Origin of the sequence: Pseudomonas sp. St386, assembly GCF_018325865.1 — a bacterium.
GTDB classification, from domain to species: Bacteria; Pseudomonadota; Gammaproteobacteria; order Pseudomonadales; family Pseudomonadaceae; genus Aquipseudomonas; species Aquipseudomonas brassicacearum.
The window spans coordinates 3,186,699-3,201,328 of record NZ_AP021900.1 but is presented as its reverse complement, the minus strand read 5'-3'; the positions used below and the strand labels follow the sequence as shown (position 1 = coordinate 3,201,328).

Annotated in this window: 14 protein-coding genes; 11 read left to right on the top strand and 3 right to left on the bottom strand. The window is 59.8% G+C overall.

What is annotated here, in order from left to right:
* Window positions 1–129: 129 nt before the first annotated feature.
* From xylA to KI235_RS14050, 4 genes are all read left to right on the top strand, one after another.
* Window positions 130–1,446 (top strand): xylose isomerase, encoded by a 1,317-nt coding sequence (gene xylA, locus KI235_RS14065; RefSeq protein ID WP_003201318.1) that lies wholly within the window; start codon window positions 130–132, stop codon window positions 1,444–1,446.
* Between the two features lie 146 nt (window positions 1,447–1,592).
* Window positions 1,593–2,594, top strand: a complete 1,002-nt coding sequence (gene xylF / locus KI235_RS14060; protein WP_013693217.1) for a D-xylose ABC transporter substrate-binding protein — start codon at window positions 1,593–1,595, stop codon at window positions 2,592–2,594.
* Between the two features lie 178 nt (window positions 2,595–2,772).
* Window positions 2,773–4,329: a D-xylose ABC transporter ATP-binding protein gene (gene xylG / locus KI235_RS14055; protein WP_060613825.1), complete on the top strand. Its 1,557-nt coding sequence runs from the start codon at window positions 2,773–2,775 to the stop codon at window positions 4,327–4,329.
* Window positions 4,330–5,466, top strand: coding sequence for a sugar ABC transporter permease (locus KI235_RS14050; protein WP_003201312.1), 1,137 nt, complete (start codon window positions 4,330–4,332; stop codon window positions 5,464–5,466). It abuts the gene before it with no gap.
* 9 nt (window positions 5,467–5,475) lie between these two features.
* Here the strand turns inward: KI235_RS14050 and KI235_RS14045 are convergent, their stop codons facing one another.
* Window positions 5,476–6,084 carry a LysE family translocator gene (locus KI235_RS14045; RefSeq protein WP_028237233.1) on the bottom strand — a complete coding sequence of 203 codons (609 nt, stop codon included), beginning with the start codon at window positions 6,082–6,084 and terminating at the stop codon, window positions 5,476–5,478.
* Between the two features lie 106 nt (window positions 6,085–6,190).
* Between KI235_RS14045 and gcvA the strand changes: the two genes are divergently transcribed.
* Window positions 6,191–7,105: a transcriptional regulator GcvA gene (gcvA, locus tag KI235_RS14040; protein WP_003201308.1), complete on the top strand. Its 915-nt coding sequence runs from the start codon at window positions 6,191–6,193 to the stop codon at window positions 7,103–7,105.
* Window positions 7,106–7,125: 20 nt separating this feature from the next.
* Here gcvA and KI235_RS14035 read toward each other — a convergent pair whose 3' ends face one another.
* Window positions 7,126–7,425, bottom strand: coding sequence for a DUF2628 domain-containing protein (locus tag KI235_RS14035; protein WP_003201306.1), 300 nt, complete (start codon window positions 7,423–7,425; stop codon window positions 7,126–7,128).
* Window positions 7,426–7,554: 129 nt separating this feature from the next.
* Here KI235_RS14035 and KI235_RS14030 point away from each other — a divergent pair, with 129 nt between their 5' ends.
* The 6 genes from KI235_RS14030 (at window position 7,555) to KI235_RS14000 (ending at window position 12,770) form a co-directional block, all read left to right on the top strand.
* Complete coding sequence (locus tag KI235_RS14030) at window positions 7,555–8,016, top strand: GNAT family N-acetyltransferase (protein WP_013693213.1); 462 nt, start codon at window positions 7,555–7,557, stop codon at window positions 8,014–8,016.
* Window positions 8,017–8,033: 17 nt separating this feature from the next.
* A complete protein-coding gene (locus tag KI235_RS14025) occupies window positions 8,034–9,173 on the top strand; it encodes an epoxide hydrolase family protein (RefSeq protein WP_212795824.1) in 1,140 nt (379 codons plus the stop codon).
* 637 nt (window positions 9,174–9,810) lie between these two features.
* Complete coding sequence (locus tag KI235_RS14015; RefSeq protein WP_013693209.1) at window positions 9,811–10,092, top strand: hypothetical protein; 282 nt, start codon at window positions 9,811–9,813, stop codon at window positions 10,090–10,092.
* A 955-nt stretch (window positions 10,093–11,047) separates the two neighbouring features.
* Complete coding sequence (locus tag KI235_RS14010; protein ID WP_003201300.1) at window positions 11,048–11,566, top strand: isochorismatase family protein; 519 nt, start codon at window positions 11,048–11,050, stop codon at window positions 11,564–11,566.
* A 60-nt stretch (window positions 11,567–11,626) separates the two neighbouring features.
* Window positions 11,627–11,938, top strand: a complete 312-nt coding sequence (locus KI235_RS14005; RefSeq protein WP_003201298.1) for an isochorismate lyase — start codon at window positions 11,627–11,629, stop codon at window positions 11,936–11,938.
* Window positions 11,939–12,248: 310 nt separating this feature from the next.
* On the top strand, window positions 12,249–12,770 hold the full coding sequence (locus tag KI235_RS14000) for an AidA/PixA family protein (RefSeq protein WP_003201296.1): 522 nt from the start codon (window positions 12,249–12,251) through the stop codon (window positions 12,768–12,770).
* A gap of 99 nt (window positions 12,771–12,869) precedes the next feature.
* Here KI235_RS14000 and KI235_RS13995 read toward each other — a convergent pair whose 3' ends face one another.
* Window positions 12,870–14,540: a hypothetical protein gene (locus tag KI235_RS13995; protein WP_212795823.1), complete on the bottom strand. Its 1,671-nt coding sequence runs from the start codon at window positions 14,538–14,540 to the stop codon at window positions 12,870–12,872.
* Window positions 14,541–14,630: the final 90 nt, after the last annotated feature.

Sequence of the window (14,630 nt, the reverse complement as noted above, 5' to 3'; positions counted from 1 at the left end):
CAGACTAGGCGTGCAAGCGACGAACCTCAATACTCAAAATCGAACGCCCTGTTGGTGATTTTCATAATCAGCAGCCACGGGGCCGGCGTTAGTATCGAGACACCGCCAAGAATAAAAAGGAACTCGCCCATGTCGTACTTCCCTGCTGTCGACAAGATTCGCTACGAGGGTCCCGCCAGCGACTCGCCGCTTGCCTTCCGTCACTATGACGCCAACAAACTGGTGCTCGGCAAGCCCATGCGCGAGCACCTGCGCATGGCGGTCTGCTACTGGCATACCTTCGTCTGGCCGGGATCGGACGTGTTCGGCGCCGGCACGTTCAAGCGCCCGTGGCAGCACGCCGGGGACCCCATGGAACTGGCCATCGGCAAAGCCGAAGCGGCCTTCGAGTTCTTCTCCAAGCTGGGCATCGACTACTACTGCTTCCACGACACCGATGTCGCCCCCGAAGGCAGTTCGCTCAAAGAGTACCGCGAACACTTCGCCCTGATGGTCGATCATCTGGAGCGCCATCAGGAAGAGACCGGGATCAAACTGTTGTGGGGCACCGCCAACTGCTTCAGCAACCCGCGTTTTGCCGCCGGCGCCGCCAGTAACCCGGACCCGCAAGTATTCGCCTGCGCCGCCGCGCAAGTGTTCAGCGCCATGAACGCCACCCAGCGCCTCAAAGGCTCCAACTACGTGTTGTGGGGCGGCCGTGAAGGTTACGAAACCCTGCTCAACACCGACTTGAAGCGCGAGCGCGAACAGTTGGGCCGCTTCATGCGCATGGTGGTCGAGCACAAGCACAAGATCGGCTTCAAGGGCGACCTGCTGATCGAGCCCAAGCCCCAGGAACCGACCAAGCACCAGTACGATTACGACAGCGCCACGGTGTTCGGCTTCCTGCAACAGTTCGGCCTGGAAAACGAGATCAAGGTCAACATCGAAGCCAACCACGCGACCCTGGCCGGGCACAGCTTCCATCACGAGATCGCCACGGCCGTCTCCCTGGGCATCTTCGGCAGCATCGACGCCAACCGTGGCGACCCGCAGAACGGCTGGGACACCGACCAGTTCCCCAACAGCGTCGAGGAAATGACCCTGGCCACCTATGAAATCCTCAAGGCCGGGGGCTTTCGCAATGGTGGGTTCAACTTCGATTCCAAGGTCCGGCGCCAGAGCCTGGACGAGATCGATCTGTTCCACGGCCATGTCGCCGCCATGGACGTCCTCGCCCTCGCCCTGGAACGCGCGGCGGCCATGGTGCAGAACGATCAGTTGCAACAGTTCAAGGACCAGCGCTACGCCGGCTGGCAGCAACCATTTGGCAAAGCGGTACTGGCCGGTGACTTCAGCCTTGAATCACTGGCCGAGCATGCCTTCACCAACGAGCTGAATCCCCAAGCCGTCAGCGGTCGACAAGAGATGCTCGAAAACGTGGTCAATCGGTTCATCTACCCCTGACAACGGGCAATGGTCGGGGCACAGGGGCTGTTACATTCGCGCGACAAATCTGTGCCCACGGCGCGCTGCAACGCTCTACAGTTCTACCCGGTATCACGCTCATCGTCAGGCAGTGTCTTTCAAACAACAATAAAAGGACGCACCACATGAATACATTCAAACGTACCCTGCTCGCCGGCGCCCTCGCCCTGCTCTCGCTTCCGGTCATGGCCGATGCGGCCCATCCGAAAATCGGTTTTTCCATCGATGACCTGCGCCTGGAACGCTGGTCACGGGACCGTGACTACTTTGTCGCGGCGGCGGAAAAACTCGACGCCAAGGTCTTCGTCCAGTCGGCCGATGCCAACGAGCAGAAGCAGATCTCGCAGATCGAAAACCTGATCTCCCGCGGCGTCGATGTGATCGTCATCGTGCCATTCAACGCCACCGTGCTGACCAACGCCGTCGCCGAAGCCAAGAAGGCCGGGATCAAGGTCGTGTCCTACGACCGACTGATCCTAAACGCCGATATCGACGCCTACATTTCCTTCGATAACGAAAAGGTCGGCGAGATGCAGGCCAGCGGCGTGCTGAAGGCAGCGCCCAAGGGCAATTACTTCCTGCTCGGTGGCGCCCCTACGGACAACAACGCCAAGGTCCTGCGCGAAGGCCAGATGAAGGTGCTGCAACCGGCCATCGACAAGGGCGACATCAAGATCGTCGGCCAGCAGTGGGTGAAGGAATGGAACCCCACCGAAGCCCTGAGCATCGTGGAAAACGCCCTGACCCGGAACAACAACAAGATCGATGGCATCGTCGCCTCCAACGACGCCACCGCCGGCGGCGCCATCCAAGCCCTGGCCGCCCAGAAAATGGCCGGCAAGGTGCCGATCTCGGGCCAGGACGCTGACCTGGCAGCGGTCAAGCGGGTGATCGATGGCACCCAGACCATGACCGTCTACAAGCCGCTGAAACTGATCGCCTCCGAAGCCGCCAAGCTCTCGGTGCAACTGGCGCGCAACGAGAAGCCGACCTTCAGCTCGCAATACGACAATGGCAGCAAGAAAGTCGACACCATCCTGCTTACCCCCACGCCGTTGACCAAGGACAATATCGACCTGCTGGAAAAGGACGGGTTCTACACCAAGGCACAGATCGCCGGGCAGTGATCTGACCAGGCAATCAAGCCCCCCTGAGGGAGCGAGCTTGCTCGCGATGACGGCAGCACATCCAACATTGATGCAAGCTGAACCGCCGCTATCGCGAGCAAGCTCGCTCCCACAGGTCACATGGCTTGGCTGCCTGCCCCACTGCTGAAGTGTGAGCCCTTTTTCATGAGTCCTTGCCATGTCCGACTACCTGCTGCAAATGAACGGCATCGTCAAAACCTTTGGCGGTGTCAAAGCCCTGAACGGCATCGACATCAAGGTCAAGCCGGGTGAGTGTGTAGGCCTGTGCGGTGAGAACGGCGCCGGCAAATCCACGTTGATGAAGGTGCTGTCGGCGGTCTACCCCTACGGCACTTGGGAGGGTGAAATTGTTTGGGACGGCCAGCCGCTCAAGGCGCAGTCCATCAGCGAAACCGAAGCCGCCGGGATCGTCATCATTCACCAGGAGCTGACCCTGGTCCCCGACCTGTCGGTGGCTGAAAACATCTTCATGGGCCACGAACTCACGCTGCCCGGCGGGCGCATGAACTACCCGGCGATGATCCACCGCGCCGAAGCCCTGATGCGTGAACTCAAAGTGCCGGACATGAACGTCTCGCTGCCGGTTTCGCAGTACGGCGGTGGCTACCAGCAATTGGTGGAAATCGCCAAGGCGCTGAACAAGCAGGCGCGGCTGTTGATCCTCGATGAGCCCTCCTCGGCCCTGACTCGTTCGGAAATCGAGGTGCTGCTGGACATCATCCGCGACCTCAAGGCCAAAGGCGTCGCCTGCGTCTACATCTCCCACAAGCTCGATGAAGTGGCCGCCGTCTGCGACACCATCTCGGTGATCCGCGATGGCAAACACATCGCCACCACCGCCATGGCGGACATGAGCATCCCGAAGATCATCACCCAGATGGTCGGACGGGAAATGAGCAACCTCTACCCCACTGAACCCCATGACGTCGGCGAAGTGATTTTCGAGGCGCGCCACTTCACCTGCTACGACGTCGACAACCCCAGGCGCAAACGGGTCGACGACATTTCATTCGTTCTCAAGCGCGGGGAAATCCTCGGCATCGCCGGGCTGGTCGGCGCCGGCCGCACGGAACTGGTGTCAGCGCTGTTCGGCGCCTACCCCGGCCGCTACGAAGGTGAAGTCTGGCTGGGCGGCCAACAAATCGACACGCGCACGCCGCTCAAGTCGATCCGTGCCGGCCTGTGCATGGTCCCCGAAGACCGCAAGCGCCAAGGCATCATTCCGGACCTGGGCGTGGGCCAGAACATCACCCTGGCGGTGCTGGACAATTATTCGAAACTGACGCGCATCGACGCCGAAGCCGAACTGGGCAGCATCGACAAGGAGATCGCGCGCATGCACCTCAAGACCGCGAGCCCGTTCTTGCCGATCACCAGTCTCTCCGGCGGCAACCAGCAAAAAGCCGTGCTGGCGAAAATGCTCCTGACCAAACCCCGCGTGCTGATTCTCGATGAACCGACCCGGGGTGTGGACGTCGGCGCCAAGTACGAGATCTACAAGCTGATGGGCGCGCTGGCGGCCGAAGGCGTGTCGATCATCATGGTGTCCTCGGAACTGGCCGAAGTATTGGGGGTTTCCGACCGCGTCCTGGTGATCGGCGAAGGTCAGTTGCGCGGCGACTTCATCAACCACGAACTGACCCAGGAACAGGTGCTCGCCGCCGCGCTCAGCCATCCCGATGGCCATAACAATAATGATCGGAAGTCCGCGTAGATGAATCAGGTCAAACAGCTGTTTTCCCGCTACAAAATGCTCGCGCTGGTGATCGCCGTGGCGCTGATCTGGCTGTTCTTCAGTTGGCAGACCGAGGGTGGGTTCGTGACCCCGCGCAACCTCTCCAACCTGCTGCGGCAGATGTCCATCACCGGGATCCTTGCCTGCGGCATGGTGCTGGTGATCATCAGCGGCGAGATCGATTTGTCGGTGGGTTCATTGCTTGGGCTGCTCGGTGGCCTGGCGGCGATTCTCGACGTGGTCTATCACATTCCGCTGCTGGCGAACCTGAGCCTGGTAGCCCTGTGCGGCTTGGTGATTGGCTTGGGCAACGGCTACATGACCGCCTACCTGCGTATCCCGTCGTTCATCGTTGGCCTGGGTGGCATGCTCGCGTTTCGCGGCGTCCTGCTGGGGGTGACCGGCGGCACCACCATTGCCCCGGTGTCACCGGAACTGGTCTACGTTGGCCAGGGTTATTTGCCGCACACGGTCGGGACCGGGCTCGGCATCCTGCTGTTCGCCCTGACTCTGTTCCTGACCTGGAAACAGCGACGCAACCGCGCGCTCCATGGCCTCGCGGCCCACTCCCTGGTACGTGACGTGTTGCGCGTGGTGGTGATCGGCGCGGTGCTGGCCGGGTTCGTCTATACCCTCAACAGCTACGATGGCATCCCGGTGCCGGTGCTGCTCCTGCTGATCCTGCTGGGGGTGTTCAGCTACGTCACCAGCCAGACCGTGTTCGGCCGCCGCGTCTATTCGGTAGGCAGCAACATGGAAGCCACGCGCCTGTCCGGCATCAACGTACAGGCGGTGAAGCTGTGGATCTTCGGCATCATGGGCGTGATGTGCGCCCTCGCCGGCGTGGTCAATACCGCACGCCTGGCCGCCGGCTCACCCTCTGCCGGCAACATGGGTGAACTCGACGCCATCGCCGCCTGCTTCATCGGCGGCACCTCCATGCGCGGCGGCTCCGGCACGGTCTACGGCGCCCTCCTCGGCGCGCTGGTGATCACCAGCCTGGACAACGGCATGTCCATGCTCGATGTCGACAGCTACTGGCAGATGATCGTCAAAGGCAGCATTCTGGTGCTGGCGGTGTGGGTGGATGTCAGTACGCGGACAGGGCGACGTTGAGGAAGCTCATCATTTGCTGGCAGACGCCATCAACACACCAAAGCCCAGGAAGGTGATGCCCGAGAATTTGCCGACAATCCTGGCGCCCTGGCTTGAGGAGAGCCAGCCCCTGGCGCCATTGGCCATCAGCGCATAACCGGAATGCACCAGCACCACAAGCACGCTGTAGGACGACACCAGCAAGAAGAACTGGCTGTAGTAGTCACCCGCCGGCTTGATGAACTGGGGGAACACGGCGAGGAAGAAAAACCCGGCCTTGGGGTTGAGCAACTGGATCGACAGCGCCTCGCCGAATCGCCGCCATGGGCGCGTGGACGTGGCCGTGAGTTCGGGCACGAAGCGTTGGGTTCGCCACATCTTGATGCCCAGGTACAACAAGTACAGCGCGCCGATGTATTTCAAAAGCGTGAAGGCCGTCGCCGAGGCGGCCAGGATCAACCCCAAGCTGCTGGCGCAGATACCCGCCACGATAAACGCGCCCGACGCGATCCCGAAGATCCCCGGCAACGCACCTCGCCAGCCATGGCGTAAGGCATTGGAAATCGTCAGCACCACACCGGGGCCCGGGCTGAGCACCGTCAGGGTCGCCAGGATCAGAAAAAGTCCGTAACCGGCCATGCATCACTCCACATTGAAAGCGAATTGCTGTGGACTTCAGGGTGGCGTGGCACCGGGACGCTGACAAACGCTTTAATTGCACTACATATGTGACTAAATTAGACACATGATCGCCAACCTCCCCCCGTTGAACGCCGTCCGCGCCTTCGCCGCTGCCGCTCGCCACCAGAGTTTCAGCCGCGCCGCCGAAGAACTGCACGTGAGCCACAGTGCCGTCAGCCGCCACGTAAAGTTGCTCGAAGAGCGCTTGGGCGTGCTGCTGTTCGAACGTCGAACCCGCCAGTCCTTGCTCACACCGGCCGGCCGGGCTTTCTACGAACAGGTCAGCGAGGCCCTGACCCAGATCGCCAACGCCGCCACCGCACTGACGCGCAACGCTGCCCAGCGCAAAGTGACCATCAACGTACGCCCCTCCTTCGCGGTGCGTTGGCTGATCCCGCGACTGCCCGACTTCATGGCGCTTCACCCGGACATCAAGCCCGACATCGTCACCAGCACCCTACCTCCCGATCCATCACGGGAAACGTTCGACGTGGTCATCCGCCGCGGGCACGCCGGCTGGTCGCCCCATGTACAGCCCACGGTGCTGCTGGAAGACGACCTGCTGCTGGTCGCCGCCCCGTCGTTGCTGCACAGCGTGCCATTGGAAACCATCCACGACCTGGCCCGACACACCTTGTTGTCGGGCAGGACGCGCAGCAGCGATTGGCAAGACTGGGCGGAACACGCTGGGATCGAGTCATTAAACAACTCGCCGACCCTGCAATTCGATCACATGCACCTCGTGCTGCAGGCCGCCGTCGATGGGCTGGGCGTGGCGCTGTGTCCGGCTTCGCTGCTGGGCAGGGATTTGTCCAACGGGCGCCTGACCTGTCCACTGCCGTCGTTGCGCCTGCCGTTAGCCCGCTATTACTACGGGGTGTCCGGGGATGCGGTGGCTGAGACGCAGGTTTTTGTTGATTGGCTGTTTTCTCAGGTCCAGCAGGATTGGGATGGACAGGGTCCAGTAAAGAGCTCGTAGAGCTGCAAAGCCGCTTGCCTTCAATTTCCAGCAACAACTTTTGGATCAACGACTTCAATCCAACCCTTGCGCAAATAATCCTGCGCAACAATCTTGCGGATCATGAAACAGTAGACGACATGCAGTAGCGCCGTTGCCCCTGCCATCCATGACGGCCCCGCCACAAGCCCGATCGCCAGGATGCCGAGCCAGATCAACAAGTGTCGCCAGAGCCCTGCGAAAAACAGATAGATCACGCCCAAGAACAGGATCGCCAACACCTGGAACGCGTCCACTTCTTCAACTTGATCACTGTCCGGGCTCTTGAAATAGCGTGCCATGTACCACTCCTTCGTTAGATATTTCCATTTTTAATCTGCTGCACTCGTCCAGCATCAAGCACGGCCATCGTGGCTACACTAGCTGCGCCCAAGTCGTGCCGGCAACTAAAAGCAACACAGGAATGTCCAGTGATTGAATCAGTACGAGCACTGACGGTACGGCAACTGCTAGAACTTCCTCCAGCGATTCTGCAACTGGAGGCAGAATCTGTTACAGAGGGTTTTAGGTTTCTTACTCGCTTGATCATCGATTGGAGAAACGGGTCCAATCGATTCGATCAACCTGGGGAGTGCTTTCTAGGAGTCTTCGACAACGGGCAACTGATTGCTGTTGGCGGACTTTCATGTGATCCCTATGCCGCCCCGAGTGTCGGTAGGTTACGAAGGGTATATGTCACGCGAACCTCAAGGGGGCTGAAGGTGGGCAGGTTTTTGGTGGAACATCTCTTGGAACACGCAGCGTCACGGTTCCAAGCGGTGCGCCTGTCTACAGACACGCCGGAGGGCGCAGCCTTTTACCTGCGCTGCGGATTTCGGCCGGTAGAAGATGATTTTGCGACCCATGTCATATCATTTTCAGATGTTAGGTAATCAGGACGAAAACACGCATGCTCATCGAGCCTTTCTCCATCGACATCCCCGACAGCGCCCTTGAGGACCTTCGCCACCGCCTGCTGAACGCAAGGCTGCCAGAACCCCTGGCCGGCCAAGGCTGGAGCGAAGGCATGGACATGGATGTGCTTCGGGAGCTTCTCGCCTATTGGTCGAACACGTTCGATTGGCGTGCCCAGGAAACGGTGCTCAATCGCTTGCCGCAATTTGTCACCCACATCGATGGGCAAAGGGTCCATTTCATTCATCAACGTGGCGTCGGGCCGAAGCCGATGCCGTTGATCCTCACCCATGGCTGGCCCGGCTCGTTCATCGAGATGCAGCGCATCATCCCATTGCTGACGGACCCGGCCCGCCATGGCGGTGATCCTGCGGACGCCTTCGATGTGGTGGTGCCGTCGCTGCCCGGCTACACCTTTTCCGCACCGTTCCAGCAATCCGGCATGGGGCCGTATGAAGTGGCGGGTTTGTGGGGTGAGTTGATGAGCGGGTTGGGCTATGACCGGTTTGGCGCCCAGGGCGGGGACATTGGTGCAGGCGTGTCGACGTGGCTGGGCGTGCGCTTTCCCGAGCGGGTGACGGGCATTCATCTCAATTACATCCCCGGGTCCTATCGCCCTCCCCTTGGCGAAACCGAGCCTGCGCTGACCGAGGCAGAAACGGCCTTCCTGCAACGCGCTGCTGCCTTTGCCGATGCCGAAGGCGCCTATGGGCACATTCAGCGAACCAAGCCGCAGAGCCTGGCGGTGGGCCTGAATGATTCACCGGCGGGACTGTTGGCGTGGATGGGGGAAAAGATCCTGTCCTGGTGCGATGACAGCCCCGCTATCGACCGAGAGTGGTTGCTGACCAATGTCACGCTGTATTGGCTGACGAACTGCATCGGCTCGTCGTTTCGCCAGTATGTGGAAGGTGGCAAGCGGCCGTTGCTGTTCAACGACGGTGAACGGCTGAAACCGCCTGTTGGGGTTGCGCTGTTTCCCAACGAACTGCCTATGCCGCCGAGGAGCTGGGTGGAGCGCTGCTTTAACGTGGATCGCTGGACCGTCATGCCTCGCGGTGGTCACTTTGCCGCGTTGGAACAGCCGAAGTTGTTGGCGGAGGATGTCAGGGCTTTTTTTCGCGGCTGTCGCTAGAAAAATCTGAAGATACTCGCCGCAAGCCTCCTGTGGGAGCACTGTTCCTGTGGGAGCAAGGCTTGCCCGCGATGAAGACGACGCGGTCTTCCGGGGAACCGAGGTGCCTGCATCGCGAGCAAGCTTTGCTCCCACAGAAAGTCGTGCACTCCAGTGGTAGCGGCAAAAATCGGTCCGAAAATCTCGTAGGAATTTACCTCTGTGGCGAGGGGATTTATCCCCGCTGGGCTGCGAAGCGGCCACAAACCAGACACCTTATTTCGCCAGGTATACCGCAGGCACCGGTTTTGCGACTGCTGCGCAGCCGAGCGGGAGCAAGCTCCCTCGCCACAGGGGAAGCGTGCGTCCTACAGGTCGGTTGTGGGTGCCGGGATCGACTTCTATAGTTGGGGCGTCGCTGGCTTTGGCCGGTGGCTGGGTTTCGCAGCCCGATAGATACGCTGGCAACCAGGCATCATAAAAGTAACAATGGGCGCGTTTGGCGTTCAACGTCACTTATGGTGGCTGTGTGTGGGAGATCTTCGGGTCTGCCGAGTTCCTCGTATCCTCGGTCTGCGAACCCACATGCAGCTACCACCCGTTCGTTTCGCAGCGAATTGCAGTAGCTATCTTTCTTGATATGAGGAAATTAGTAACTATGCGCCAGAATCCTTTGGATCAACGCTTCACCCCCCTGACCCAAACCGCCACCACCCATCCCGTCCTGCTGATCGACACCCACGCCCCACTCCCCGAACTCCACGCCTGTGCCAGCGAACGCCTGCACGCCACGCTCGATTACCTGACCTTGGTGGCGTGCAGCAGCCTGCGTGATTCGGCATCGAGTGACATCAACACCATCACCAACGTTGCCCGGATCCTGGTACAGGATGTGGCGGATGTGTTTGGCGTGATCGAACAACGCGGGCTCGAGGGCTAAACCGTTGAGACGGCGACGGCACAATTGATCGTTCCCACGCTCCGCGTGGGCATGCATCCCGTGACGCTCTGTGTCACCCTCCAGAAGCGGAACGCGGAGCGTCCCTGGCGGCATTCCCACGCGGAGCGTGAGGAACGATCTCCACAGCCCCCGCAATCTGATCGTTCCCACGCTCCGCGTGGGCATGCATCCTGTGACGCTCTGCGTCACCCTCCAGAAGCGGAACGCGGAGCGTCCCTGGCGGCATTCCCACGCGGAGCGTGAGGAACGATCTCCACAGCCCCCCGCGACCCGATCGTTCCCACGCTCTGCGTGGGAATGCATCCCGTGACGCTCTGCGTCACCCTCCAGAAGCGGAACGCGGAGCGTCCCTGGCGGCATTCCCACGCGGAGCGTGAGGAACGATCTCCACAGCCCCCGCAATCTGATCGTTCCCACGCTCCGCGTGGGCATGCATCCCGTGACGCTCTGTGTCACCCTCCAGAAGCGGAACGCGGAGCGTCCCTGGCGGCATTCCCACGCGGAGCGTGAGGAACGATCTCCACAGCCCCCGCAATCTGATCGTTCCCACGCTCTGCGTGGGAATGCATCCCGTGACGCTCTGCGTCACCCTCCAGAAGCGGAACGCGGAGCGTCCCTGGCGGCATTCCCACGCGGAGCGTGAGGAACGATCTTCCACAGGCCCCGCAACCTGATCGTACCCACGCAGGAGCGTGGGAACGATCGACGGCTTTCGCAAGCAGGTGACATACCCGCTTGCCAAACCTGACGGCCGCAAGCTACTGTCAGCACCATGAACCTGCCACAGATTGCCTCGACCACCACAACCACGACCGCCAAGGCGGGTCGTGAGGTGTCGTGAGCCAATAACACACGTATCTCAAAGGCCCGCCAGTGATGGTAAGGGCCTTTTCTTTTGCCCTTGCGTCGCTGGCCCAAACGCAAGGAAAGCACCATGCACGCTCTGTTGATTCTCGATATGCAAGTTGGGTTGTTTCACGGCCCGGATAAGCCCTGGGCCGGCGAAGCGTTGCTGGACACATTGAATGGCTTGCTGCTCAAGGCCCGGAGGGCTGGCGCACCGATTTTCCTGGTTCGCCACGTAGGCCCGCCTGGCTCGCCCATCGAGCCTGGAAGCCCGTTGACGCAACTGGTGCAGGAACTGCAGTTGGAGGGTGATGAAGTCATCTTCGAAAAAAATCGCCCCAACGCCTTCACCCAGACAGGCCTGGCAGAGCGGCTAAAGGCTTGCGCTGCTGAAGGCCTGGTCATCACCGGTATGAAAACCCAGTATTGTATCGACAGCACCTGCCGAGCCGCTCGGGACCTGGGGTTCGACGCGGTCCTGATCGCCGACGGTCATACCTGTTCCGACACGCCTGAATTGAAGGCAGAAATGATCGTCGCCCATCACAACGCAACCCTGGCAGGCGCTTTCTGTCGTGTCGTTCGCGCTGAAGACTGGTGCTTCTAAACTCCATCAGAAGATCGGCTCGCGTCGGGCCGGTCTTGTTCAACAAGCGGAGCTCACTGCATGGACCCGTTGCAACCCTCGCAATGCGCAAACATGGAGGACATCCGACGCGAAATCGATGCCCTCGACCAGGCGGTCATCACGCTGCTGGGCAAGCGCTATCAATACGTGCTCGCGGCCTCGAAATTCAAGACATCGGCAACTTCGGTGCAGGCACCGGAGCGTCTCAAGGCCATGCTGGCGACACGACGCAAGTGGGCCGAGGCCGAAGGCTTGAGCCCGGACGCCATCGAGAAGATGTACAGCGACCTGGTGCATCACTTCATTGCCGAAGAGATGAAGCGCTGGACGGCGAATCAGTCCCACAACTGAACCGCGGTCGGTAATGGCTCCCATCTTCCGCAGGATCAGAAGCAGTCACCGACAACGGTTGTGCGCCTTTGTCCACTGATGCCCTCAGAAAACAACCAAAAACCCATTAAGAGATCGACCACGACAAAGGTAAATCAAAGCCTTGGTTGTGCTGCGCTTCGCTCCGTTTCGCCAGCGTCAAGAATTGGAAATTTGACACTACAAGGCCATCACCTATCGTTCCTCTCGAGACCGCACCCAGGGACCGGGTGGCCCGGACACCCCTTTGCAAGGGCGGTCGTCAATGTCATTACTCTCAAGGAGCAACAACATGTCTGGAGCGACCCAAACCATTGATGTGCTCGTCAACGTTGACGCCGATTACCTGCTCGCCCACCCCAAAGACGTAGGCGGCGCGATTGCCATGCTGGTGACCCGCGGTGCCGTCGACAGCCATGCCAACACCAATGCCGGCGAAGGCGAAGGCGGCAACGAGTTGTGGTTCGACGTAAACCCTGGTGACAACATTCGCTGGCGCGCCACCACGCTGTCGCGCAACTTCGACCGCATCGCATTGATCAAGGACATCGAGATCGGCGACCCCCACCAGGGCGGTGATTACAAGGGCACCATTTCGAAACCTAACTCTTTCAACATCCCCGGTGTGGTGCCCTATCTGAACAAGGCTGCTCCCGGCGGTATTTCCAAAACCGATGTGATGTACACCATGTGGCAATCGACGGCGCTGAGCGCAGGAAAGCTCTGGTACAAAATCTACTTCGTTCTGCTGGATCGTGACCTGAACCAGATTGGCCCGACCAACACTTGGGACCCGTACGTCACCGTCAATTGACTGTTCGCTGAGTTGTAAACAACCCTGGCCGGCTTGCTATTCGCCATGACGATGCCGGCCAGGGTTGCCTATCGAAGCACTTGCGCTCCCCTCTTCAACTCATGGCAACATCTCAAAGGCCGCAGTCTGGGTCACCGGGATCATCTTCCCGGGCGTGGTCACCACCAATTGATACTTGCCAACAAGCAAAGTGTTTGCGGGATAACTGAAGCACGACACGCTGGAGGTGGATTTACCCGGAACAATAGCCACGCTCTTGATCGGCGTAGGCTCAGCAGCCTCGTTCAATTGATAGAACGAATATTGGGGGTTGCTGACCGGCTTGGCGTGGGTAAGGCAAAACGAGTCGTTCTTGGCTGAAGGCGCGAATCGACCCTTGGCATCCAGGGGGGAAACGAACGTTATCCCACTCCGGCTCTCTTGCTCGGCCTGCTGGGCAGCATCCAGGGCCGTCCGCGCACGTTCATAGTCGGCACTCTTCAACAGCGCACTCGTCTCTTGCCTGTTGATGTATTGGACGGCTTTCTCTGCCTCGATCAACGCACGTCGCCGTCCCCAGAGCACGTCATCGCCACCCTTGCGGACCGCAAACGACACCCAGGTCTTGTCCAGGAACGTCTCGTTCTTGCCGCGTTGTTGCAGACCGTGATTGGCGTACTCGATCTCTCCAGCCTGGATGTCCTCCAACGACGTACCGTCTGGCGTGTCAGTCCAACCGCGCCGCATGGCGGTAGGCACCAGCATCAGCGTATCCCCCAGCCAAGCCAGCGGGTTCTCTTTATTGCCACGATTCGTCAAATAGAAATAGCAATTGGTGGGGGCACAGCGCTCCTGGTTGATCAGCACATAATTCCCAGGCCTGAGCGCCAAGACCGAACCGTTATCTTCCACTGCCTCATCGTCGGGGCCAGCCACCAGATCCACGTCGATCTGCAGCACAATGTCGTCTTTGTTGAGGGCCAGCAGACTCTTGGCGACTTCTTTGGCAAATACTTGCTCAGCAGCTGTTATCGGGTTGGCCAGGGACAATGTCTTGCTGGCCGAGCCGATAAAATCGAGAAATGCAGCGGAGTCTTCGTTCTCGCCCTGGTCATATTCCAGGACAGTCAATTTCATCGACAGGTGATCGGACTCAAGCTTTTTGGGGCCGTACAACAATTTATTCAGCAGGTTCGGCTTGGCGTTATCGGCGACCCCGAGATAAGGCCCGAGTACTTTGGTCACCGTTTCGCTTTTATTCTCGCCACCCACTTCGGTGAACTCGGCAACGATCACGACTTCGTTCACCCCACCGAGATCCTTGAGGTACTTAAAGTAAGCATCCGTCAAATAGACAGCGAACACATCGCCACCGTTGCCCTCGCTGTCAGGTTTACGAATAGCGCCAGCTTTATCGGCGCTGAAGATGTCGCCATCGATGCGCAGGCGCTCGGCTTTCAAATTGCGGATGGCGTCCTGGAATTCTTTTCTTGCTTGCTGCGTTTGTGCATCGGCAGCAGCGAGGTCGGCGGAGGTCGCCCCTTTTTTCACCAGGGCGGCGTGGGCCTGCTGGGCTTGTTGCCACTTGAGCTTTAGTGCTGCCGCCTCTTCGAACTGCTTATCGACGACGCTCGAGGGACGAGCAGGTTGAACCTTGAAAAGATGCGCCGTCCCTGTTGGAACGGCGCAACCGACGATGAAGAGTGACAATCCGCATACCAATGCGAATCGAGTGCTGAAGGCTGCGCGCAACGCCTTCGCTACCTGAACCGGTGCGTTTTCGGTGAACATCCCTTTCCCCTAGTCGTTGCTGGCACAATGCCTTGTCTCGGAGATTAGGACAGCCACCTGATAAGCGCAACGCAGATAACTTGACGCCAG

Excerpts from the sequence above, each read along its gene's own strand:
- xylG (WP_060613825.1), top strand. The coding sequence starts at position 2,773 with ATGTCCGACTACCTGCTGCAAATGAACGGCATCGTCAAAACCTTTGGC.
- KI235_RS14015 (WP_013693209.1), top strand. The coding sequence starts at position 9,811 with ATGCGCCAGAATCCTTTGGATCAACGCTTCACCCCCCTGACCCAAACC.
- KI235_RS14025 (WP_212795824.1), top strand. The coding sequence starts at position 8,034 with ATGCTCATCGAGCCTTTCTCCATCGACATCCCCGACAGCGCCCTTGAG.
- KI235_RS14010 (WP_003201300.1), top strand. The coding sequence starts at position 11,048 with ATGCACGCTCTGTTGATTCTCGATATGCAAGTTGGGTTGTTTCACGGC.
- xylA (WP_003201318.1), top strand. The coding sequence starts at position 130 with ATGTCGTACTTCCCTGCTGTCGACAAGATTCGCTACGAGGGTCCCGCC.
- KI235_RS14035 (WP_003201306.1), bottom strand. The coding sequence starts at position 7,425 with ATGGCACGCTATTTCAAGAGCCCGGACAGTGATCAAGTTGAAGAAGTG.
- xylF (WP_013693217.1), top strand. The coding sequence starts at position 1,593 with ATGAATACATTCAAACGTACCCTGCTCGCCGGCGCCCTCGCCCTGCTC.
- gcvA (WP_003201308.1), top strand. The coding sequence starts at position 6,191 with ATGATCGCCAACCTCCCCCCGTTGAACGCCGTCCGCGCCTTCGCCGCT.
- KI235_RS14050 (WP_003201312.1), top strand. The coding sequence starts at position 4,330 with ATGAATCAGGTCAAACAGCTGTTTTCCCGCTACAAAATGCTCGCGCTG.
- KI235_RS14005 (WP_003201298.1), top strand. The coding sequence starts at position 11,627 with ATGGACCCGTTGCAACCCTCGCAATGCGCAAACATGGAGGACATCCGA.
- KI235_RS14045 (WP_028237233.1), bottom strand. The coding sequence starts at position 6,084 with ATGGCCGGTTACGGACTTTTTCTGATCCTGGCGACCCTGACGGTGCTC.
- KI235_RS14000 (WP_003201296.1), top strand. The coding sequence starts at position 12,249 with ATGTCTGGAGCGACCCAAACCATTGATGTGCTCGTCAACGTTGACGCC.
- KI235_RS13995 (WP_212795823.1), bottom strand. The coding sequence starts at position 14,540 with ATGTTCACCGAAAACGCACCGGTTCAGGTAGCGAAGGCGTTGCGCGCA.